General features: G+C 45.0%; 21 protein-coding genes and 2 tRNA genes. 16 read left to right on the top strand and 7 right to left on the bottom strand.

Features of this window, described 5'->3' with window-relative positions:
• The 6 genes from MSA64_RS11170 to MSA64_RS11145 form a co-directional block, all read left to right on the top strand.
• Positions 1 to 708: MATE family efflux transporter (locus MSA64_RS11170; RefSeq protein WP_287891639.1), on the top strand; the 708-nt coding region annotated here is incomplete at its 5' end.
• Between the two features lie 110 nt (positions 709 to 818).
• Complete coding sequence (gene greA, locus MSA64_RS11165) at positions 819 to 1,322, top strand: transcription elongation factor GreA (RefSeq protein ID WP_022170834.1); 504 nt, start codon at positions 819 to 821, stop codon at positions 1,320 to 1,322.
• A gap of 14 nt (positions 1,323 to 1,336) precedes the next feature.
• Positions 1,337 to 1,990, top strand: a complete 654-nt coding sequence (locus tag MSA64_RS11160; RefSeq protein WP_287891638.1) for a sugar O-acetyltransferase — start codon at positions 1,337 to 1,339, stop codon at positions 1,988 to 1,990.
• Positions 1,991 to 1,995: 5 nt separating this feature from the next.
• Positions 1,996 to 3,009, top strand: a complete 1,014-nt coding sequence (locus tag MSA64_RS11155) for a LacI family DNA-binding transcriptional regulator (protein WP_287891637.1) — start codon at positions 1,996 to 1,998, stop codon at positions 3,007 to 3,009.
• A gap of 23 nt (positions 3,010 to 3,032) precedes the next feature.
• On the top strand, positions 3,033 to 3,743 hold the full coding sequence (locus MSA64_RS11150; protein WP_022170837.1) for an AzlC family ABC transporter permease: 711 nt from the start codon (positions 3,033 to 3,035) through the stop codon (positions 3,741 to 3,743).
• The gene (locus tag MSA64_RS11145) at positions 3,740 to 4,051 is read left to right on the top strand and encodes an AzlD domain-containing protein (protein WP_227616513.1); all 312 of its coding nucleotides are present in this window, start codon (positions 3,740 to 3,742) and stop codon (positions 4,049 to 4,051) included. Before MSA64_RS11150 ends, MSA64_RS11145 begins: the two co-directional genes overlap by 4 nt.
• A gap of 40 nt (positions 4,052 to 4,091) precedes the next feature.
• Here MSA64_RS11145 and MSA64_RS11140 read toward each other — a convergent pair whose 3' ends face one another.
• Entirely contained in the window at positions 4,092 to 4,535 is a 444-nt protein-coding gene (locus MSA64_RS11140) for a DUF2752 domain-containing protein (protein ID WP_106491944.1), read from the bottom strand.
• A 198-nt stretch (positions 4,536 to 4,733) separates the two neighbouring features.
• On the opposite strand from MSA64_RS11140, the gene MSA64_RS11135 reads away from it, so the two are divergent.
• A complete protein-coding gene (locus tag MSA64_RS11135; protein ID WP_154432216.1) occupies positions 4,734 to 5,420 on the top strand; it encodes a DUF4234 domain-containing protein in 687 nt (228 codons plus the stop codon).
• A 75-nt stretch (positions 5,421 to 5,495) separates the two neighbouring features.
• Here MSA64_RS11135 and MSA64_RS11130 read toward each other — a convergent pair whose 3' ends face one another.
• On the bottom strand, positions 5,496 to 6,902 hold the full coding sequence (locus MSA64_RS11130) for an amidophosphoribosyltransferase (RefSeq protein WP_277664163.1): 1,407 nt from the start codon (positions 6,900 to 6,902) through the stop codon (positions 5,496 to 5,498).
• 357 nt (positions 6,903 to 7,259) lie between these two features.
• On the opposite strand from MSA64_RS11130, the gene MSA64_RS11125 reads away from it, so the two are divergent.
• Positions 7,260 to 7,505: a hypothetical protein gene (locus tag MSA64_RS11125; RefSeq protein WP_022170842.1), complete on the top strand. Its 246-nt coding sequence runs from the start codon at positions 7,260 to 7,262 to the stop codon at positions 7,503 to 7,505.
• A 123-nt stretch (positions 7,506 to 7,628) separates the two neighbouring features.
• Here the strand turns inward: MSA64_RS11125 and MSA64_RS11120 are convergent, their stop codons facing one another.
• On the bottom strand, positions 7,629 to 8,207 hold the full coding sequence (locus MSA64_RS11120) for a xanthine phosphoribosyltransferase (protein ID WP_022170843.1): 579 nt from the start codon (positions 8,205 to 8,207) through the stop codon (positions 7,629 to 7,631).
• Between the two features lie 236 nt (positions 8,208 to 8,443).
• On the opposite strand from MSA64_RS11120, the gene MSA64_RS11115 reads away from it, so the two are divergent.
• The 5 genes from MSA64_RS11115 to MSA64_RS11095 all read left to right on the top strand — a co-directional run bounded on the left by MSA64_RS11115 (position 8,444) and on the right by MSA64_RS11095 (position 13,160).
• Positions 8,444 to 8,671: a hypothetical protein gene (locus MSA64_RS11115; RefSeq protein WP_154432217.1), complete on the top strand. Its 228-nt coding sequence runs from the start codon at positions 8,444 to 8,446 to the stop codon at positions 8,669 to 8,671.
• 29 nt (positions 8,672 to 8,700) lie between these two features.
• On the top strand, positions 8,701 to 9,021 hold the full coding sequence (locus MSA64_RS11110) for a metal-sensing transcriptional repressor (RefSeq protein ID WP_022170845.1): 321 nt from the start codon (positions 8,701 to 8,703) through the stop codon (positions 9,019 to 9,021).
• 21 nt (positions 9,022 to 9,042) lie between these two features.
• Positions 9,043 to 9,870 carry an Mrp/NBP35 family ATP-binding protein gene (locus tag MSA64_RS11105; protein ID WP_022170846.1) on the top strand — a complete coding sequence of 276 codons (828 nt, stop codon included), beginning with the start codon at positions 9,043 to 9,045 and terminating at the stop codon, positions 9,868 to 9,870.
• A gap of 518 nt (positions 9,871 to 10,388) precedes the next feature.
• On the top strand, positions 10,389 to 10,616 hold the full coding sequence (locus tag MSA64_RS11100) for an HPr family phosphocarrier protein (RefSeq protein WP_154432225.1): 228 nt from the start codon (positions 10,389 to 10,391) through the stop codon (positions 10,614 to 10,616).
• Between the two features lie 195 nt (positions 10,617 to 10,811).
• Entirely contained in the window at positions 10,812 to 13,160 is a 2,349-nt protein-coding gene (locus MSA64_RS11095) for an ATP-dependent DNA helicase (protein ID WP_287891634.1), read from the top strand.
• 398 nt (positions 13,161 to 13,558) lie between these two features.
• Here the strand turns inward: MSA64_RS11095 and MSA64_RS11090 are convergent, their stop codons facing one another.
• On the bottom strand, positions 13,559 to 14,434 hold the full coding sequence (locus tag MSA64_RS11090; RefSeq protein ID WP_287891640.1) for a LysR family transcriptional regulator: 876 nt from the start codon (positions 14,432 to 14,434) through the stop codon (positions 13,559 to 13,561).
• Between the two features lie 307 nt (positions 14,435 to 14,741).
• Here MSA64_RS11090 and MSA64_RS11085 point away from each other — a divergent pair, with 307 nt between their 5' ends.
• The 3 genes from MSA64_RS11085 to MSA64_RS11075 all read left to right on the top strand — a co-directional run bounded on the left by MSA64_RS11085 (position 14,742) and on the right by MSA64_RS11075 (position 19,491).
• Positions 14,742 to 18,503, top strand: coding sequence for a phosphoribosylformylglycinamidine synthase (locus MSA64_RS11085; RefSeq protein WP_118575701.1), 3,762 nt, complete (start codon positions 14,742 to 14,744; stop codon positions 18,501 to 18,503).
• Between the two features lie 148 nt (positions 18,504 to 18,651).
• A complete protein-coding gene (locus MSA64_RS11080; protein WP_022173129.1) occupies positions 18,652 to 18,933 on the top strand; it encodes an acylphosphatase in 282 nt (93 codons plus the stop codon).
• Positions 18,934 to 19,200: 267 nt separating this feature from the next.
• A complete protein-coding gene (locus MSA64_RS11075; RefSeq protein WP_022171853.1) occupies positions 19,201 to 19,491 on the top strand; it encodes a hypothetical protein in 291 nt (96 codons plus the stop codon).
• Between the two features lie 327 nt (positions 19,492 to 19,818).
• On the opposite strand, the gene MSA64_RS11070 is transcribed toward MSA64_RS11075, so the two are convergent.
• From MSA64_RS11070 to MSA64_RS11060, 3 genes are all read right to left on the bottom strand, one after another.
• Positions 19,819 to 21,159, bottom strand: coding sequence for an MATE family efflux transporter (locus tag MSA64_RS11070; protein WP_287891631.1), 1,341 nt, complete (start codon positions 21,157 to 21,159; stop codon positions 19,819 to 19,821).
• A 165-nt stretch (positions 21,160 to 21,324) separates the two neighbouring features.
• Positions 21,325 to 21,398: transfer RNA gene (locus tag MSA64_RS11065), tRNA-Met, on the bottom strand.
• Between the two features lie 27 nt (positions 21,399 to 21,425).
• Positions 21,426 to 21,498, bottom strand: a tRNA-Val gene (locus tag MSA64_RS11060).
• Positions 21,499 to 21,515: the final 17 nt, after the last annotated feature.

Raw genomic sequence — 21,515 nt, 5'->3', positions numbered from 1 at the left:
AGTCCAAAAGAAGAGATATGTGTGCGGGATTACACAAAGATCCGCCCGGACAGGCATAAGATTAAGATGATCCTGGCGCTTGGTATCCCGACGGGTATCGAAAACGGGATGTTTCAGTTTGGTAAGCTGGCGATTCAGTCTACGGTATCGACTCTTGGTACTGCGGCAATCGCAGCACAGGCGATGACAAATATTCTGGAAAATCTGAACGGTATTGCAGCCATCGGTATCGGCATCGGTCTGATGAATGTAGTAGGAGAGTGTATCGGTGCCGGAAGAAAAGATGAGGCGATATACTATACAAAAAAGATGTGCCTGGTATCTGAGGTAGTTATCATCATCAGTTGCCTGCTGGTGTTTGCTCTGACAAAACCAATCATCCATCTGGGAGGTATGAGCGCAGAGAGTGGTAGGATGTGTTTCTTTATGGTGACCTGGATCACCATCATCAAACCAATCGTATGGGTACCGGCTTTTATTCCGGCATATTCCATGCGGGCGGCAGGCGATGTGAAATTCTCCATGATATTATCCTGTACGACCATGTGGCTTTGCAGGGTAACATTATGTGTGGTTCTTTGTCGTGTTTTTGGTTTCGGACCGATTGCGGTCTGGATCGGTATGTTCTCTGACTGGACACTCCGTGGTATCTTTTATACCCTGCGGTTTCATGGAAGAAAATGGCTGGATCATAAGGTGATCGAGTAATTATTCAGCATCGCCAAAGGCATTTATATACATTTCGGCTCGTAATGGTGAGAGTACTGAAAAGTTACGTAATTGGTTAAAAATATCAGTTGAGAAAGAGGAGACGGATTGTGGGAGAACGATTAACGAAACATGATGTGGAGAAAATAGAAAAAGAGATTGAATACCGGAAACTGGTAGTTCGAAAGGATGCTATCGAAGCAGTAAAAGAGGCAAGAGCCCAGGGCGATCTCAGCGAAAATTTTGAATACTATGCGGCAAAAAAAGAAAAAAATCAGAATGAGAGCCGGATCCGGTATCTGGAGAGAATGTTAAAGACGGCAGTTGTGATTTCAGAAGAGTCCAAAGAAGATGAAGTGGGACTGAACAATACAGTGACACTGTACATGGAAGATGACGATGAGGAGGAAACCTATCGTCTGGTAACTTCGATCCGCGGCAATTCTCTGAGCGGGCTGATCAGTACCGAATCACCGATCGGGAAAGCGATTCTTGGACATAAAGTGGGTGACCGGGTAGAGATTAAAGTCAGTGATGATTTTTCTTATTATGTGGTGATCCGGAAGATTGATAAGACAGAAAGCGAAGCGGACGATAAGATTCGGAGCTTTTAAAAGGAGGAGAAAAGATGCACTTAGAGGAGCGAATCAAAAACGGGATGCCTTTTTATGAACATGGACATACAGATCCGATCGATATCGAACAGGAAAAGAAACTGGAAGCGCAGAGACGTCACTGCAAAGAAGTGATGTTTGACTATAACAACACCCGTCCGAGCGAGGATGTGAAGAAAAAAGAAATTCTGAAAGGGATTCTCGGGCATTGTACGGACCGTGTGTTTATTGAAAGTCCGGTACATATGTCTTACGGTAATCATGTTCATCTGGGGGATCAGTTTTATGCTAATTTTAATCTGGTCATCATAGATGATATGGATGTGTATATTGGCAATCAGGTCATGATCGGTCCAAATGTAACCATCTGTACCACCGGTCATCCGGTCTATCCGCTGTATCGAGAGATGGGTGCACATTATTCGCTACCTATCCACATTGGCAATAAGGTATGGATCGGAGCAAATTCTGTTGTGCTCCCTGGGGTAACGATCGGAGATAATTCGGTGATCGGTGCGGGAAGTATTGTTACGAGAGATATTCCTGCCAATGTGGTTTCCGTGGGCAACCCATGCCGTGTGCTACGCGAGATTACAGAAACAGACCGGGAATATTATTTCCGGGATATGAAAGTAGATTTTCCATATACCTTACGAGAAGAAGGATGAGAGAAATGATCACGATTAAGGAAATTGCAGATCAGCTGGGGGTCAGTGCAACAACTGTTTCCAATGTGTTAAATGGACGCGCCGGAAAAATGTCACAGGAGACCAGACAACGTGTCGAAGAAGCATTGCTCCGTAATCATTATGTGAAAGAAAAGAAAAACAACAGAGGGGAACCGCAGCATCATCTGGTAGCGGTCTATATTTGTCTTGGAAAGAAAAAACATGTGCTGACGGATCCCTTTTGTGGGAGCCTGTTGGAGGGAATTGACCGGGAACTGCGCAAATACGATCGCGCCATGGTTTGCGGAACGGTAGACGATAATGAGAGTTTTGCAAAAGTACTGCAGAATTCCAATCTGGAAGGCGCGATCCTGCTTGGATGTGAAGCAGAGTTTTGTACCGCTCTGGTACATCAGATCCCCATTCCCATTGTCTTTGTGGATTCCTATGGAGAAGGATTTGACAATATCGGATTGGAAGACTATGAGGGTGGGTATGAGATGACCTCTTATCTGATCGGTCAGGGACATCGAAAGATTGCCTTTTTTGGGGATCAGCAACATCCAATGGGAAGTAATCTGTGTAGATTTCGCGGACTGCAGGATGCGATGGAAGAACATAAGCTGGAGTTTGACAAAGATGATTATTTTTATCTTCCCCAACATGATAATTACCGACACGAAGTGCTGCGGCAGTTTGCACAAAACGTGAAGGAAAGCGGCTACACGGCGGCGTTTTTTACCTCGGATTTTCTGGCAAATGAAGCTATCAGTATCTTTTATTCGCAAGGAATCTCTGTGCCGGAAGACCTGTCGGTAACCGGTTTCGATGATAATATTTATGCAAGACTTTCCAGGCCGATGCTTACGACCGTGCGGCAGAAGCCGGAAGAAAAGGGAAAAGAAGCAGTTGGGCTTCTGATGCGGCGCATCTATGGAGAAGAGGTGCCGGTGGGCAGGATGAGACTACCCACGGAATTAATTGTACGGGAAAGTGTTCGCAATTTGGCTGACAGATAGCAGTTGCGGACAGGGTGAGAAAAATGAAAAAGAGTGAATTTTTACAGGGAATTCGTCACGGAATTCCCATTTGTTTGGGATACTTTTCAGTATCGGCGGCATTTGGAATTACAGCGGTTCGTTCCGGCCTGCCGCTATGGACAGCTGTGTTGATATCCCTGACTAATGTAACCAGTGCAGGTCAGTTTGCCGGGGTGAATCTGATGGTAGCCGGAGGTTCTATGATTGAGATTGCCATGACCACGCTGATCATTAATATCCGTTATTTCCTGATGTCTCTGTCTGTTTCTCAGAAAGTGGAAAGTAAGATGTCCATGAAGAAGAGACTGGGGATCGCTTATGGAATTACAGATGAGATTTTTGCAGTTTCCATGCAGCAGCCCAGGAAATTAACAGCTTCCTATATGGCAGGACTGATCCTGACGCCGGTTGTTGGCTGGACGCTTGGGACTTTTGTGGGTGGTGCTGCCACCCAGCTGATGCCGCAGAAATTATCCAGTGCCATGGGAATTGCTTTGTATGGTATGTTTATTGCCATTATCATTCCTCCGGCCAGAGAACAAAAAAATGTGCTGTTTACGGTGATTTTGGCAATCGCAGCAAGTGTTGCCTTTTCCAGTCTTCCTGTGCTGAAACATCTGTCCGGTGGCTGGGCGATCATTTTGATCACGATTCTGGTCAGTGGAATTGCGGCATGGTTATTTCCGAGAAATGAGGAGGAGAATGCAGGGTGAGTACAAAGTATATTATTGCCAGTATGTTTGTGATGGCATTGACAACTTATGTGATCCGTATGCTTCCAATGGCAATTTTCCGAAAAAAGATCAATGATAAACGAGTACAGTCGTTTCTGTATTACGTGCCCTATGCGGTGCTTTCGGCGATGACCTTTCCGGCGATTTTTTCCAGTACGGGATCTGAGGTGAGTGCAGTTGTCGGCTGTGTGGTGGCGATTGTGCTGGCGTATATGAAACGGGGATTGCTTACTGTGGCTGTCGGAGCCGCGGTGGCGGTTTTTCTTGTACAGATGATTGGATTTTAAAAACTTCCGGGATGGATTTCAGTGAAAATAACGGAGAAATCTATCCCGGAAGTTTTATATTTAAAAGATGAAAGAATGGTTTTAAGAGGGTTCCGGAAGCCGGGTGCCAGGTTACAACCGGATCGTGAAGGAACAGCAGGCGAACCAGGTAGGTGAGCACAAAGAGGGCAGCTACAGATCCGAGAAGAAGGTAGTGACGGCTCCAGTTAATCCAGGGATCGAGATAATATCCTAGCAGGAAAAACGGCAGCAGGAAAAACAACGGATGGTAGGAAAATGCGGCGGCAAAGTCCAGGCGCAGAGCGGCGAGAAGCGCGCGGGTCATTCCACAGCCGGGGCAGGAGATGCCGAAAAAGAAGCGGAACGGACAGCCGGTAAACCAGGTCAGCAGATGGTAGGAAAGGATGACCGCGCATAACGTTTTTGTTTTGGATAAAAATATTTTTTTCCGGTTGGGATCTTTGAAAATGATTTCCAGATGCATAGATAAAATATCCTTTATTGTTCAGATTTTGCGACTGAAATCAGCCTGTCTGTAATTATAGATGCAAAATAAGAAACGGACAAGAGAAAATTAAGAGAAGCTTCATTTTCTGAGGGGGTTGTGCCATTGTGAGAGATTTTCATTGATGGTATAATAAGTGCATCAAATAACAGAACATGACAGAGGAGACGAACGTATATGAGAATAAAAAGAAGAAATGGTCTGGTCAGTGCACTGCTAGGGCTCGTGACCTGCGGTCTGTATCATATCTTTTTCTGGTATCAGTATGGGGAAGATACCAACTGGGTTTGCAGAGATGACCGGAAAATGACGCAGAACTATATCGTGGCATGGATCCTTTCCTGGATCACCTGTGGCATCTACGGACTGTACTGGACGTATCAGCTGGCATCCCGGTTGGATCAGGCAGGTGACCGCTACAACGTGCATATCGAATCACCGGTGATCTTTACGATCGTGATGCATATTCCGTTTTTATCGTACTTTTATGCCTGTGATGTGATGAACAATTTCGCAGACGCCTATGAAAAGACCGCACCACATCAGACCGAAAGCCAGCGGGATTATTACTACTATACCGGGAATACCACAGCCCAGACACCGCCGCCGGTATGGCCGACTTCCGGTTCCAATCCGAATGGCACATCGGTGAATCCAAACGGTTTTGATTTCAAATCCACAATGGAAGATGTGGGAAATAATCTGAAAGATAAGGCAAAAGAGCTTTTTGGAGAGAATCATCCGTCAAACAGCAGTCAGAATCAGCAGCCGGTCAGAACGGCAGGTACCTGCCCGAACTGTGGAGCAGAACTTGAACCCGGAGCAGAGTACTGTAAAAAATGCGGATATCCGGTGGAAAAATAAAGAGAATATACAATGCAACAAAACTCCAGGCAACGGTGAAAGCCGGCTGCCTGGAGTTTTATGTATAAGCTTTATTTATTCTTTTCCGTCAAAGCAGTAAGTACAAACTTTGCATGGTTCGAGTCCGATGGAAGCCACCATATCGTCGAGACGATGATACCGCAGAGAAGTAAAGTTCAGCTGTTTGCCGATCTCGTTGAGCATCTCATGGTAGTTATGGGAATCAGGGTTTGCGTAGTCTTCCAGGACTGCTTCCGTCACGGTTCCTTCCCGCTTCTGGATCACACGGCGGGTGATCAGATCCATCTCGGATTTGGAACGGGAGAAGTTCAGGTATTTACATCCGTATAATAACGGCGGACATGCCGGACGGATATGTACTTCTTTTGCTCCGCTCTCGTACAGGAATTGGGTTGTCTGACCAAGCTGTGTACCACGCACGATAGAGTCGTCGATCAGCACCATGCTCTTGTCTTTGATCAGTTCACGTACCGGGATCAGTTTCATGTGAGCAATCTGCTCTCGCTGACTCTGATGTGTCGGCATAAAGGAACGCGGCCAGGTTGGGGTATATTTGATAAATGGGCGGGCAAACGGAATACCGGAACGGTTGGCATAACCAATGGCATGTGCGGTACCGGAGTCCGGAACACCTGCAACAATATCCGCAGATACATTATCGCGCTTTGCAAGCATATCGCCGCAGTTATAACGCATCTGTTCTACGTTGATTCCTTCGTAGGAAGAGGTAGGATAACCATAGTAAACCCATAAGAAGGAGCAGATCTTCATTTCATTTTTTGCCGGAGAAACAGTTTCCACACCATCCGGTGTAAAGAAGACAATCTCAGATGGTCCCAGTTCTTTGTAGTCATGGTAACCGAGATTAAAATAAGCAAAGTTCTCAAAAGAAGCGCAGATCGCATCCTCTTTCTTTCCGAGGATCAGTGGAGTACGGCCTAATCGGTCTCTGGCCGCATAGATACCTTCAGGAGTCATAACCAGCATGGTCATAGATCCTTCAATAACATCCTGCGCGTAGCGAATGCCTTCGATCAGAGAAGATTTCTGATTGATGAGAGATGCCACCATCTCTGTAGCGTTAATATCTCCGCCGCTCATTTCGAGAAAATGTGTGCAGCCGTTGGCGAAAGAACGTTTTACCAGTTCGTCCATATTATTAATCTTACCAACAGTTGTGATTGCAAAACTTCCCAGATGAGACTGAACTAAAAGCGGTTGCGGTTCTGTATCAGAGATACAGCCGATACCGAGAGTACCCTCTAATTCCTGCACGTCCCGTTCAAATTTTGTACGGAAGGGAGCGTTCTGGATATTGTGGATCGCCCGGTTGAATCCGCCTTCTTTGCCGTAGACTGCCATGCCACCCCGGCGTGTACCAAGATGGGAATGATAGTCAGTTCCAAAAAATAAATCAGACACACAATTGCTTTTCGATGCAACTCCAAAAATTCCACCCATATTTGTTCTCCTTTGTTCTATGAATGTTTGGTTGGATGTAGCTTCCGAAAACAACTGCTTCCGGAAACCGCATTTCAAATCACGTACCCCATTATATAATGGCGATTCCTGTTTCGCAAGACAAAATTTTGCACAATTTTCCTCCGGTATTTTGAAAAAATACTGAAAATGGAAGAAAAACCGGAGAGATGGTCTTGTATTTTTTCACGGGAAATCTATAATAAAAGCGTAACTGTTCAGTACCTTCACTGTTACATAACACCGGAAAAATACAGGTATCGGAACCGGATAAACAGTGAAAGGAAGATTATGAAGAAAAACAGATGGGAACAGACATACAGGGAAGGAGGACCTATCATGCGAAATATGGAGTTTAAGATGGAACGTCAGGGACTTCTGACAGTGGGACAGGAAGTGGATGTGACAGAAAGTGCTCTGCCAACGTCATATTATTATACGATACAGCCAATGATTGCCATGAGTAAAAACTATCCCGGTTATGAAAGACTGCAGTCACGAAAAGGGATTGTAAAAGATATTAAAGAAACAGACCGGGGATATTATACGGTGGTGGAATTTGATGAGGAGGATATCGGGAACTGATACCGGTGATTCATCAAAAGACACAGAAAATAAAAAGAACATTCCAAATAAAACGGAATGTTCTTTTTTTAAAATCTGCAAGATATAATGGTTGCCCGGGTGATTCAGAGGATCCGGGACTGATTAATTATTCGGACGGAAAGTGAGTGAATCGTCGGTCATGGACTCTACGATAGCCAGAGACTCCAGGCGAACACCCATCTCACGGATTTTCTTTCCACCTTCCTGGAAGCCCTTTTCGATAACTATACCAGCACCTTCCAGAGTGGCACCTGATTTGTTTACAATGTCGATCAGACCCATCAGTGCGCAGCCGTTTGCCAGAAAATCGTCAATCAAGAGTACATGATCTTCCGGTCCGAGGAACTTCTTGGAAAGGATGACATCATATACTTTCTTGTGTGTAAAGGATTCTACTTTGGAGGTAAACATCTCTCCGTCCAGATTCAGGCTCTGTGCTTTCTTTGCGAAAACAACCGGAACATGGAAATACTGGGCTACCAGACAGGCAATACCGATACCGGAAGCTTCGATAGTAAGAATCTTTGTGATCGGTGCATCGGCGAACCGGCGTTGGAATTCTTTTCCCAGTTCATTGATGAATGCAATGTCCATCTGGTGATTTAAGAAACTGTCTACTTTTAAAACATTTCCCGGTTTGACAATTCCGTCTTTTAAGATACGTTCTTCTAAAAGCTGCATGTGCTTTCTCCTCCTGCTGTTTATCACTCATTTATTTTTCTTTCGTAAATGTTCAGTACCTTCACAGTTACGAGTCAAAATGCATTTAAAATCACCTTAAATGTATTTTAATTTCTAGTATGCTATGATACAACCTTACGGTTGGAAAGGCAACAGTTTTCTCACTTTTTCTTACGGATGTGTTGTCCTTTTTACAAAAGATTGTTATAATAAAAACGATGTGGGAGGGACGATAGATGAAACAATATGAAGTCATTAGAGAAATTATAAACCAGTGTCCGCTGAATCATTCCAGAGATCAGTTTTTTGAGGAAATCCAGTGTGAAGATCCGGAAATCTATATCCGGGAACGATGCGGAGGCCGGAAAGAAACTTACGAAAAAAGCATTCAGAAAGATGGCAGTATAGTATTTGACGTCTATTTTTCCGGGATGCATCAGCGATATACATTTTCCGAGATCTGATCGGGGAATGTATGAATGGGAGGAAAAAGATGGGAGAGCATGTACATGTACTGGAAGATGGAACGGTTGTCAAGCACAGTCATACCCATACCCATGAAAACACAAAAGCGGTAATTAACCGGTTGTCAAGAGCTATCGGTCATCTGGAATCGATCCGTCGGATGGTGGAAGAAGGCAGAGACTGCTCGGAAGTGCTGATCCAGCTTTCGGCAGTGAAATCGGCAATTAATAATACCGGAAAAGTGATTTTACAGGATCACATACAGCATTGTATTGTGGATGCAGTTAAGGATGGGGATATGGAAGCACTGGAAGAACTGAACAAAGCAATCGATCGCTTTATGAAATAAAAAGAGAAAAGAGGAAAGACAATGGCAAAAGAATGTAGCAACACATCCTGCAGCAAAGAAAGCTGTGAAGGATGTCCAAGCAAACAGCCCAAGAGTATGCTGGAAGAGATGAACAGCCAGTCCAACGTAAAACATGTGATTGGCATCGTCAGCGGAAAAGGCGGCGTTGGTAAATCCTTCGTTACCGCATCTCTGGCAAATAGAATGGCACAGAAAGGTTACAAAGTAGGTATCCTGGATGCGGATATCACAGGACCCTCCATCCCGAAGATGTATGGTGTCAAGGGTCCGGCACAGGCAGTAGATGCCGGTATCTATCCGATCGAGGCAAAAAACGGCATTAAGGTAATGTCTGTAAACCTGCTGCTTCCGAGAGAAGACGAACCGGTCATCTGGAGAGGACCGATTCTGGCAAATATGGTAAAACAGTTCTGGACCGATGTGATCTGGGGAGATCTGGACTATCTGTTCGTAGATATGCCGCCTGGAACCGGTGATGTACCGCTGACAGTCTTCCAGTCTCTGCCGGTAGAAGGTATCGTGATCGTATCTTCCCCGCAGGATCTGGTAAAGATGATTGTACGTAAAGCTTATAAGATGGCACAGATGATGAAAATCAATGTGCTGGGTGTTGTGGAAAACTACAGCTATCTGGTATGCCCGGACTGCGGAAAACATATTTCTGTATTCGGTGAGAGTCATATTGATGAGATAGTGGCAGAGCTGGGAACAGAAGTGCTCGGCAAGATGCCGATCAATCCACTGTATGCGGAAGCAGCCGACAAGGGAGCTTTCCATGCGGTAGAAAATGAATATCTGGATAAAGCAGTAGAAAAAATCGTTGGATAATCCTTCAGAGGAACAGTGTGAAAATGCTGTTCCTTAATTTGTAACTATTCAGCACACCGTTATTCCGCGAGGTGTTTTGGCATGAATATGCCAAAATCCAGAGACATGCAAGTCAAAATCCCATCGCCGAAGGCGATTTTTCATGGATTTTGACTCGTAACTGTGAGGGTACTGAACAGTTACCTTAATTTTTATGTTGTTTTTGACGAAATTTGAAAAAGAGAAGCTGATTTTCAAGAGAATATTGCCCACTCTGAATCGTAAACGATTTCAATCCGGAGAGAATGCTGTGCAAATAGCAAAAAAACAGGTGAAAAATGTAAAAGAAAGCACTAAAAATAGTGCAACACCAACATAAAACAGAGAAGATTAAAAAGTTGACAAATTTCGCATCAGATGCGATAATCAATTCTCGAAATATGTGGTACTACCAGTTGGAGAAGGGAGTACCGATATTCTACACCGGTACACAGATTTTGTTACCGCGAGTTCCAGAAAGGATTGATATAATGCAGGATATGAAAACAAGCAAAATCAAATTAAATGAGGCGAGTGAAGTGGAAGAATTTGTGAAGGCGGCTGGAAAATGTGACTTTGATATTGACATCTTCTACAATCGTGTAATTATTGATGCAAAATCTATTCTCGGAATCATGAGTATGGATCTGACACAGGAACTTACCGTTCAGTGTTATGGAGAAGACAAAGAATTCGACAAAGCAATTCAAAAATTTGCAATTTCATAAAGGTATCTGAAAATGATTTGATATGCGAAAAAAGAAAAATCTTCCGTGGTGAAGCCAAATGGTTCCTGCGGAAGATTTTTCTTTTGATTGCGTTGCATATCAATAATTGATCCGGTGGATCAATTTTGATTTACGGAAATATAGGCAAAGGCTGGTGGATGAGTTATAATAAGCAAAGTGAAAGGTGGTGGGCGGATGGAAAAAGAAGAAGTAAAGATTTCGGTCAGGGAGCTGGTGGAGTTTATCCTGCGTTCCGGTGATATAGACAACAGGAGAGGCGGATGGGCAGATAAAGAGTCGCTGGCAAAGGGAACCAGAATCCACAAAAAGGTTCAGAGACAGATGGGAGCTGCTTATCAGGCCGAGGTGCCGCTCAACTGCCGCTTCTGCTATGAAGATCTAGATTTGCTCGTGGAAGGCCGGGCGGATGGAATAGAGGAAAAAGAAGATCATGTGATGGTTGATGAGATCAAAGGCGTACACCGGGAACTCAGGTTTGTGGAAGAACCGGTTCCGGTACATCTTGCACAGGCCAGGTGTTATGCGGCGATCTATGCAGAACAGAATCAGCTGGAACAGATGGAAGTACAGATGACATACTGCAACATGGAAACGGAAGAGATTCGCAGGTTCTCCTATATGTTCGATGCGCAGGAACTGAAAACATGGTTTCAGAAACTTGCCGATACCTACTATATCTGGGCCCACTGGCATCAGGAGTGGAAAAAAGTGAGGAATGCATCCATGATCGGACTGGAATTTCCTTTTCCTTACCGGGAGGGACAGCGGGAACTGGTACATGGTGTTTACCGGACCATTTTGCGGGAAAAGCAGCTGTTTATCCAGGCACCTACCGGTGTGGGCAAAACGATGTCATGTCTGTATCCGGCTGTGCGCTCCGTTGGAGAAGGAATCTCAGAAAGAATCTTTTATCTGACTGCAAAAACGATTACCCGTACGGTTGCAGGGGAAGCTTTTGAAATCCTGAAAAAGCATGGACTTCGCTGGAAGTCTCTGCTTTTGACTGCAAAAGAAAAATTGTGTGTGTGTGACAGCATGGAGTGTAATCCGGCAGCCTGTGCAAGGGCAAAGGGACATTTTGACCGGGTAAATGATGCGGTGTTTGAGCTTTTGGAGAAAGAGGAAATATATGACCGGGAGAAGTTGCTTTCTTATGCGGAAAGGTATCAGGTCTGCCCGTATGAGATGAGTCTGGATCTCGCCGTCTGGGTGGATGGAGTGATCTGTGATTATAATTATGCGTTTGATCCACAGGTATATCTTCGCCGTTTTTTTGCGGAAGGTGTTAAAGGAGATTACGTATTTTTGATCGATGAGGCTCACAATCTGGTGGAACGAGGACGGGAGATGTACAGTGCGGTTTTGTACAAGGAGGATATCCTGAGAATGAAAAAGCTGGTGAAGCCATACAGGAAAAAGCTGGAAAAAGCACTGGAGCGGTGTAACCGGCTGATGCTTGAGTGGAAACGGGAATGTGAGACCTGCCGGGTTCTTCCGTCCATTGGGAATTTTTCGCTGGCATTGCTTTCTGTGATGGGTGAAACGGAAAACTATCTGGAGGAACTTGGTGATGGAGAACTTCGAAAAGAACTTCTGGATTTTTATTTTGAGGTGCGGAGTTTCCTGTATATCAGTGATCTCATCGATGAAAATTATGTAATTTATACACAACATGATGAGGATGGAAGATTTCGTGTTAAACTGTTTTGTGTGAATCCGGCACAGAACCTGCAAAACTGTATGGATAAAGGGAGAAGCACTGTTTTCTTTTCGGCTACATTACTTCCGGTGATGTATTACCGGGAGCTTTTAAGCGGACGAAGTGATGATTATGCGATCTATGCACAGACACCCTTTGCCAAAGAACAGAAGTGTCTGATCCTCGGCCGGGATGTGAGCAGCCGGTATACAAGGAGGGGACCTGAAGAGTATGGGAAGATTGCAGAGTATATTCATGCGGTAGTGTGTTCTCATACCGGAAACTATATGATTTTCTTCCCGTCGTATCGAATGTTGGATGATATTCTGGAACGGTACATGGAACTGTATGGGACGGATGGGGTGGAGATTCTACAGCAAAGTCCGTCGATGCAGGAGAAAGAACGGGAGGATTTTCTGGAACGATTTGAGAGTGAAAATACAGGGACGCTGCTTGGATTTTGCGTGATGGGAGGAATTTTTGCGGAAGGAATCGACCTCATTGGAGAGCGGCTTGTTGGAGCAGTGATCGTGGGAACCGGGCTTCCACAGGTGAGTTATGAGAGAGAGATTCTGAAGCAGTTTTATGACAGAAAGAAGGAGAATGGGTTTGATTATGCATACCGGTTTCCGGGAATGAATAAGGTGCTGCAGTCTGCAGGAAGGGTGATTCGAACGAAAGAAGACCGGGGAGTGATTTTACTTCTGGATGAGAGGTTTTGTTTGCCGGATTATACGGGGCTTTTTCCACGGGAATGGGAGGAGTATGTGGTTTGTGACCGGAGGGGAGTTGGGAAGGTTCTGGAAGAGTTTTGGGGGAGATAGGGGGGAGAGTGTGGCGAAAGGGACGCCGCGGGCAACAAAGCCTGGGCGGACAACGTGGGCAGAGCAACTTTGAGCTAGCCGCTAAATTCGGCTATGATTCACGAGGGTCAGCTGACCCTCGCGAAAGCCTACGTAAGCGTCGGATCTTAAAGCTTGCTCTAACCGCCCACAAAGTGTTGTCCGCCCAGGCTTTGTCGCCCGCGGCTGTGCTTTAGCAAAGGGGAGGTGGAGTGGGTTCAGGACGAGAGGTAATGGCAGGGACTGCGGTGGATGAAGGGGACGAACAGGCGCCTGCGGCTGTGTTCTGATTGTGGAGGACGAGGGGTAAAAGTAAAGTTTGTTGTGGAGAAAGAAAAAAGTTGGGAGCATCGGTTGGAAAACGGATGCTCCTTTTTGAGTTAGAGAATGTTCAGGAATTCCTTCGCTGCTTTGGTCAGCGGCAGCTGTGGGTTGTGGGCGATGACGAGGTTTCGGCCGGGGAGTTCTTCCTGGATATCCAGGGGGAAGAGTTCACCATCGTCGGGTATGCAGTAGTCCGGGACAAAGGCGATGCCGAGACCGATGCGGGCAAGATCAATCAGGAGGTCGTTACTGCCCAGTTCGATCTCCGGGACCAGATCCAGCTGGTGTTGCTGGAAGAGGTGGTGCAGGAATTCGCTGGTGGTGCTTTTCCGGTCGAGCATCATGATCGGGTAGTCCAGGAGATCTTTCAGGTGCAGTTTTTTATCCATCAGTTCTGTGTAGTGAGTTGAGCTTGCAATGAAGCAGTCCCTGAAGGAGTGGATCGTCCGGATATGATCCCCATGACTTAACCGGGAGTTCGGATAGTTGGTGACAATCAGGTCTACCTGTCCCATTTCCAGAAGATCCACACATTTGGTGGAAGTCTGATTCGTGACTTTGATGTGGACATTCGGGTAGGTTTTATGAAATTTGTTCAGGAACGGAACAAGATAATACCGGCAGATGGTATCGCTGGCGCCGATACGAAGCTGACCTCCCCCCAGGTTACTGGCTTCCATGATCTGCGCTTCTCCGCGTTTGATCAGATTCATTGCCGGTTCGATGTGGCGAAGCAGTGTTTCTCCTTCAGGCGTCAGCTGTACCCGTTTGGTGCTTCGGATAAACAGAGTGATTCCCAGTTTTTTTTCCAGTACTTTGACAGACTGGCTGACAGCTGACTGGGAGATAAACAGTTGTTTGGAAGCGTCCGAAAAGCTCAGGGAGATTGCCACATAGTAAAATACTTTATACAATTCGTAGTTTATATCCATCATTTTTGATAAGTCCTCCTTATAACTGCTTTCAGTATAACAAAATCTTGTGGGTGCATCCAGTATTTTCACAAAAATAAACAAATAATAAGCAAAACTTATTAAAAAGATTAAATATATTAATTTTACTAATAATGCATCCTGTGGTATTTTTATAGTGACAGTACACTGGATCTCTGAGAGATGCGATCCAGTGGCCTTAAAAGGAAATAAGACCGAAGAAAATGCCAGATATTGATTCTGGTATCGCGAAGAGCATTTCTGCAGAAGTTATAAACAGGAGTGCACAGAAAGGACAGGGTGAAGGATGAGCAGTGTAAGACGTGTTTATGTAGAAAAGAAACCTGATTTTGCGGTACAGGCAAAAGAATTAAAGCATGAGATCAGCAGCTACCTTGGGATTAAGACTGTGACAGCAGTTCATGTATATATTCGTTACGATGTGGAAAATATTTCAGAGGAAGTGTTTGAGAAAGCATGTACATGTGTATTCTCAGAGCCACCGGTAGATGTACTGTATAAAGAGCAGATTCCGATGGCAGAAGGAGCAAGAGTATTTTCCGTGGAATACCTGCCGGGTCAGTTTGACCAGAGAGCAGATTCTGCAGTGCAGTGTGTACAGTTCCTGAAAGAAGATGAGCAGCCGATCATTAAATCAGCAACCACATATGTGATTGAAGGAAATATCACGGACGAAGAATTCGAAGCAATCAAAAATCACTGTATCAACCCGGTGGATTCCCGCGAGACAGGAATGGTAAAACCGGAGACTCTGGTAACAAAATTTGAAGAACCGGAAGATGTTAAAATCTTTGATGGTTTTATCGATATGGAAGAAGCAGCTCTGAAAGAACTGTACGCTTCTTTGAATCTGGCTATGACATTTAAGGATTTCCAGCATATCCAGAATTATTTTAAAAACGAAGAGAAAAGAAATCCATCCATGACAGAGATTCGTGTGCTGGATACTTACTGGTCCGATCACTGCCGTCATACTACCTTCTCCACAGAACTGAAAAATGTAACATTCAAAGATGGCGATTACAAAGAGCCGATCGTGAAAACTTATGAACAGTATCTGGCAGACAGAGAAGTTCTCTACAAAGGAAGAGATGACAAATTTATCTGTCTGATGGACCTGGCGCTTCTTGCTATGAAAAAGCTGAAATCCGAAGGAAAACTGCAGGATCAGGAAGAATCCGATGAGATCAATGCCTGCTCCATCGTGGTTCCGGTGGATGTAGACGGAAAAGAAGAAGAATGGCTTATCAACTTTAAGAATGAAACACATAACCATCCGACCGAGATCGAACCTTTCGGTGGTGCTGCTACCTGTCTGGGTGGTGCGATCCGTGATCCGCTGTCAGGACGTACTTATGTATATCAGGCAATGCGTGTGACCGGTGCTGCAGATCCTACAGTTTCTGTAAAAGAGACTCTGAAAGGAAAACTGCCACAGAAGAAACTGGTTCGTGGTGCAGCCCATGGCTACAGCTCCTATGGTAACCAGATCGGTCTGGCTACCGGTTATGTAAAAGAAATCTATCATCCGAATTATGTGGCAAAACGTATGGAGATCGGTGCTGTCATGGGTGCGGCTCCGAGACGTGCTGTCAAGAGAGAGAATTCTGATCCGGGCGATATCATCATCCTGTTAGGTGGACGTACCGGCCGTGACGGTATCGGTGGTGCAACCGGTTCTTCCAAAGTACATACAGAAGCTTCTATCGAAGTTTGTGGTGCCGAGGTACAGAAAGGTAACGCTCCGACAGAACGTAAGATCCAGCGTATGTTCCGTAGAGAAGAAGTCAGCAAACTGATCAAAAAATGTAATGACTTTGGTGCAGGCGGTGTATCTGTAGCAATCGGAGAACTGGCACCGGGACTGCAGATCAATCTGGATAAGGTACCGAAAAAATATGCCGGTCTGGATGGAACAGAAATTGCTATTTCCGAGTCGCAGGAACGTATGGCTGTTGTTGTAGATCCGAAAGACGTTGACGAATTCATGAAATATGCCAACGAAGAAAACCTGGAAGCTGTTGTAGTAGCTGTTGTTACCGAAGAACCGCGTCTGGTACTGAACTGGAGAGGAAAAGAAGTTGTTAATATTTCCCGTGCTTTCCTGGATACCAACGGTGCGCATCAGGAGACAGAAGTTCTGGTAGATATTCCGAATAAAGAGGGAAATGTTCTGGAGCGTGAAGAAAAAGCTCCTGCAGATACCAAAGCGGCATGGTTATCTATGCTGGCTGATCTGAATACCTGTTCTCAGAAAGGGCTGGTAGAGATGTTCGACGGATCCATCGGGGCAGGAAGTGTATTTATGCCATATGGTGGTAAATATCAGCTGACAGAAACTCAGGCTATGGTCGCTAAGGTTCCGGTAATGAACGGAAAAACAGATACTGTGACTATGATGAGCTACGGATTTGATCCATATGTATCCAGCTGGAGCCCATATCACGGTGCAGTTTATGCAGTTGTAGAATCTATTGCACGCATCGTAGCGAACGGCGGAGATTACTCCAAGATCCGTTTCACCTTCCAGGAATACTTCCGCCGAATGACAGAGGATCCGGAACGTTGGAGTCAGCCATTTGCAGCGTTGCTCGGTGCATATGCGGCACAGATGGGATTTGGCCTTCCATCTATCGGTGGAAAGGACAGTATGTCCGGAACCTTCAACGATATTGATGTTCCGCCGACACTGGTTTCATTTGCGGTAGATGTGGCTAAGAAACAGGATATTATCACACCGGAACTGAAAAAGGCAGGAAGCAAACTGGTATGGATCCGTCTGCCGAAAGACAGCTATGATCTGCCGGATTATGCAGCAACTATGGATCAGTACGGAAAACTGCATCAGGATATCCTGGATGGTAAAGTGCTTTCCGCTTACGCACTGGATCGTCATGGTATCGCAGCAGCAGTCAGCAAGATGGCATTCGGTAATCAGCTGGGTGTGAAGATTGAACACAATCTGGACGAGAGAGATCTGTTTGCACCGGGATTTGGTGATATCATCTGCGAAGTACCGGCTGACAAAGTCGGAGAACTGTCTGTAACGTATACTGTTATCGGTGAAGTGACAGACGATGCAAAATTCACATACAAAGATGGAATGGAAATCTCCATGAAAGAAGCACTGGATGCATGGACCGGAACTCTGGAGAAAGTCTTCAAGACCAAAGGAACCGATAACATGGAGAAAGTGGAAAGCCCGCTTTACAAAGCAGACAGCATCCATGTGTGCAAACATAAAGTAGCACGTCCGACCGTATTTATCCCGGTATTCCCGGGTACCAACTGTGAGTACGACAGTGCGAAAGCATTTGAACGTGCCGGTGCGGACGTGATCACAAGAGTATTCAAGAATCTGACGGCGGAAGATATCCGTGATTCTGTAGCAATCTTCGAGGAAGCAATCAATCAGGCACAGATCATCATGTTCCCAGGCGGATTCTCCGCCGGTGATGAACCGGATGGTTCTGCAAAATTCTTTGCAACTGCTTTTCAGAATGCGAAGATCAAAGAAGCCGTAACAAAATTGTTGAATGAGAGAGATGGTCTGGCACTTGGTATCTGTAACGGATTCCAGGCTCTGATCAAACTGGGACTGGTTCCTTATGGCGAGATCGTAGGACAGACTGCAGATTCACCGACACTGACTTACAATACCATCGGCAGACATATTTCTAAGATGGTTTACACCAAAGTAGTAACTAACAAATCCCCATGGCTGGCACAGGCAGAACTTGGCAAAGTATATGTCAACCCGGCATCTCATGGAGAGGGTCGTTTCGTGGCAAACAAAGAGTGGATCGATAAACTCTTTGCAAACGGTCAGGTAGCAACCCAGTACTGTGATCTGAATGGAAACGTATCCATGGATGAAGAATGGAACGTCAACGGTTCCTACGCAGCCATAGAAGGAATCACAAGTCCGGATGGTCGTGTACTCGGAAAGATGGCTCACAGCGAACGCCGCGGCGATGCCGTAGCCATGAACATCTACGGAGAACAGGATATCAAGATCTTCGAATCCGGTGTTGCTTATTTTAAATAAGAAGAAACTCATACAAACATTTTCCGAAAAGTAAATAAATCCAGAAAGACTGCTCCGAAAAGGGCAGTCTTTTTGTGTCCAGTGTTTGATGAGAAATAAGAGATCTGGTACAATGATATAAAACTCAGAAAGTGGAGAAAACAGAGAAATGGATTTAAAAGTCAGAAAACATATTTATTTTTATGGTCGCGTTCAGGGTGTAGGTTTCCGGTATTATGCGGTGCAAAAGGCCGGCCAGCTGGGACTTGCCGGGTGGGTGAGAAACCGGTATGACGGGAGTGTTGAGATGGAAGTTGAGGGAGCAGAGACAGACATCGATCAGATGATCCTCTTTTTACAGAATCGGACATATATCTGGATTGAGGATATGAGAGTAAAATCCATGTCGTTAGAAGGAGAGTATGGATTTTATGAGAGGGAAGATGAATAAGAAGAGGACGGATAAGGTTACTGTTCATTGGTAATATCCCGCGAGGTTTTAGTGAGCAAAGGTCACAGAAAACCCGAGACATATCGCGCGAATTTATGCGTTTAGCATAAATTCTGTGCATCGCGAAGCGTGTTACTGGGAACGGAGTGAACAGTAAACAGATAAGAAAAAGGGAAAATGCATGAATGAAGAAATCTGTGGACACATTCGTATTTTATGGTAAAATAAAAATAACTATTCAGTACACAGAATATGGAGGTAGAAACAATGGGAGTACATTCAATTGATGCAGAAGACGATCAGTTTGCATACCGCTATGACACACAGCTTCTGATCGACAGAAGAGATGAAGATCTGGACGAGGATGCCATATCCGAATATATTACAGAACATTACGAGGGCAACAGCCTGATCGTGGCTGGAGATGAAGATCTGGTGAAGATCCATTTCCATACTAACGAACCATGGAAAGTGCTGGCTTATTGCAACACTATCGGTGAGATCTATGATATCGTCATTGAAGATATGATCCGCCAGGCGAACGGATTACAGGGCTAAAACTACATACGAGAGACTGCTTTGTAGGAAACGTGTTTCGCAATTGTATATGTAATAATTGCGAAAGCGATGATTTTGGGAACACTAATTAAAAAATGGCAGGTATGAAGATCACATTTTCTGATTATCCGAGAAATGCAGCTTTCTTACTGGAACTGCGGGAACAGGTAAATAAAAAAATTGAGGAATGCCTGTAAGAAGCTGACGATACAGAAGACTTTGTAACTGAGAAAGAATAAAGTCCGACAAAGTCACGGAAAGAAAAAACGGGAAACAAATGGTACAATCAGAAGATTATCATTTGTTTCCCGTTTTTTTAATCATCAATTACGCGTTTTCTTTCCTAAGATACGGCACATGCAAATAACAGTAAACCAGCTGCGCAGTCATGAAACACCAGATCAGTGGTTCACAGATGATGACGCCCCAGTAACCCATCACCGGGATGATAAACAGGGAGAAGATGATCTTTCCGGCACATTCGATAAAGCTGGAAATCAGTGGTTTTGTTTTTTCACCCAGTGCCTGCAAAGAATTTCTCATATTGAAGAGGATACCGAGCACCGCATAGAACGGAGCGGTAAACCGCAGGTACAGGGCCGAGTTATCCAGAATCACATCCTGTGTGGAGCCGAACAGTGTAACTAGATTTCGAGCGAAGGAAAAGAGAATGATTATCGCTGTAACACCCCAGCAGACGTCCATGATACAGGCAGTGCGTATACCCTTGCGGATCCGGTCTTTGTTTCCGGCACCACGGTTCTGGGAAACAAAGGTGGACATGGAAGCTCCGATGGTGCTGACCGGCATCAGACAGAAGGAATTTAACTTTCTTGCCGTTGCATGGCAGGCGATATACACTTCGCCAAGACCGTTGATCGCACTCTGTAAGATAACGGTTCCGGAGGAAACCACTGCGTTCATAAAGCCCATGGAAAGTCCCTGGGTGGTAAGCTCGCGATAAAGCTTTTTGCCAACCGCAAAATGCTGCTGTTCCGGAACCAGAATCGGTGTTTTCCGGATGATATAGATCAGACAGAGAATAACGGAAAATCCCTGCGCGATGACTGTGGCAACAGCAGCACCGCGGATACCCATCTGAAATCGTGTGATAAATAAAAGATCCAGCAAGATGTTGGTTAGGGAAGAAATAATCAGGAAAACCAGCGGCATAAAGCTGTTTCCGATTCCCCGTAAAAGTCCTGCCAGCAAATTGTAGGCAAACATGACACCGATAAAAGTCGTCAGGGTAGATACATAGGAATGTGATTCTGCCAGAAGATTTTCCGGTGTCTTCAAGGCACGCATCAGTGGATAAAGTCCCAGGGAAGAAGCGGTCATCAGGATGGCTGTCAGGATGAGAGCAATGATGATGGATCCGGCAACAGATTTTTTCAGCAGAGTTTTATCGCCCTGTCCAAAATAACGGGAGACAACGATGCTCAGTCCGTTTCCAACACCAAAGCAGAAGCCAAGCAACAGTTCGTAGATTGAGGAAGAAGCGCCGATAGCGGCAAGAGAACTGTCACCAAGGAAGTTACCGACAATCATAATATCGATCGTATTGTATAGCTGCTGAAAAATGTTGGAAAACAAAATAGGGAGCGCAAAAATCACCAGGGATTTTACAATGGGGTCTTTGGTCATATTAACCTGTAGATTAGACATGGCAGAAATTCCTTTCTCAAAAAAGATGAGCTTTGAAAAAACAGGTCGGTCATATAAGTGCATGCTCATAACGTATAAAAATTATATAGTGGGAGTTAAATGATTTACCGTATCAGTTTTGATATATATGTAAAAAAAAGAAACGCCAATAACGTTTCTTTAAAGTAGCGAGAGGGGGATTCGAACCCTCGACACCACGGGTATGAACCGTGTGCTCTAGCCAACTGAGCTATCTCGCCATATGAAATTGTCTTCCAAAGAAGAAGTGGAACCTACAGGGCTCGAACCTGTGACCCTCTGCTTGTAAGGCAGATGCTCTCCCAGCTGAGCTAAGATTCCAGGGTCAACACTGATAT

It is taken from the genome of Oliverpabstia sp. (assembly GCF_022785585.1).
GTDB lineage: Bacteria > Bacillota > Clostridia > Lachnospirales > Lachnospiraceae > Oliverpabstia > Oliverpabstia intestinalis.
Note: the sequence above shows the minus strand (reverse complement) of the source record. Positions and strands in the feature narration are given on the sequence as shown.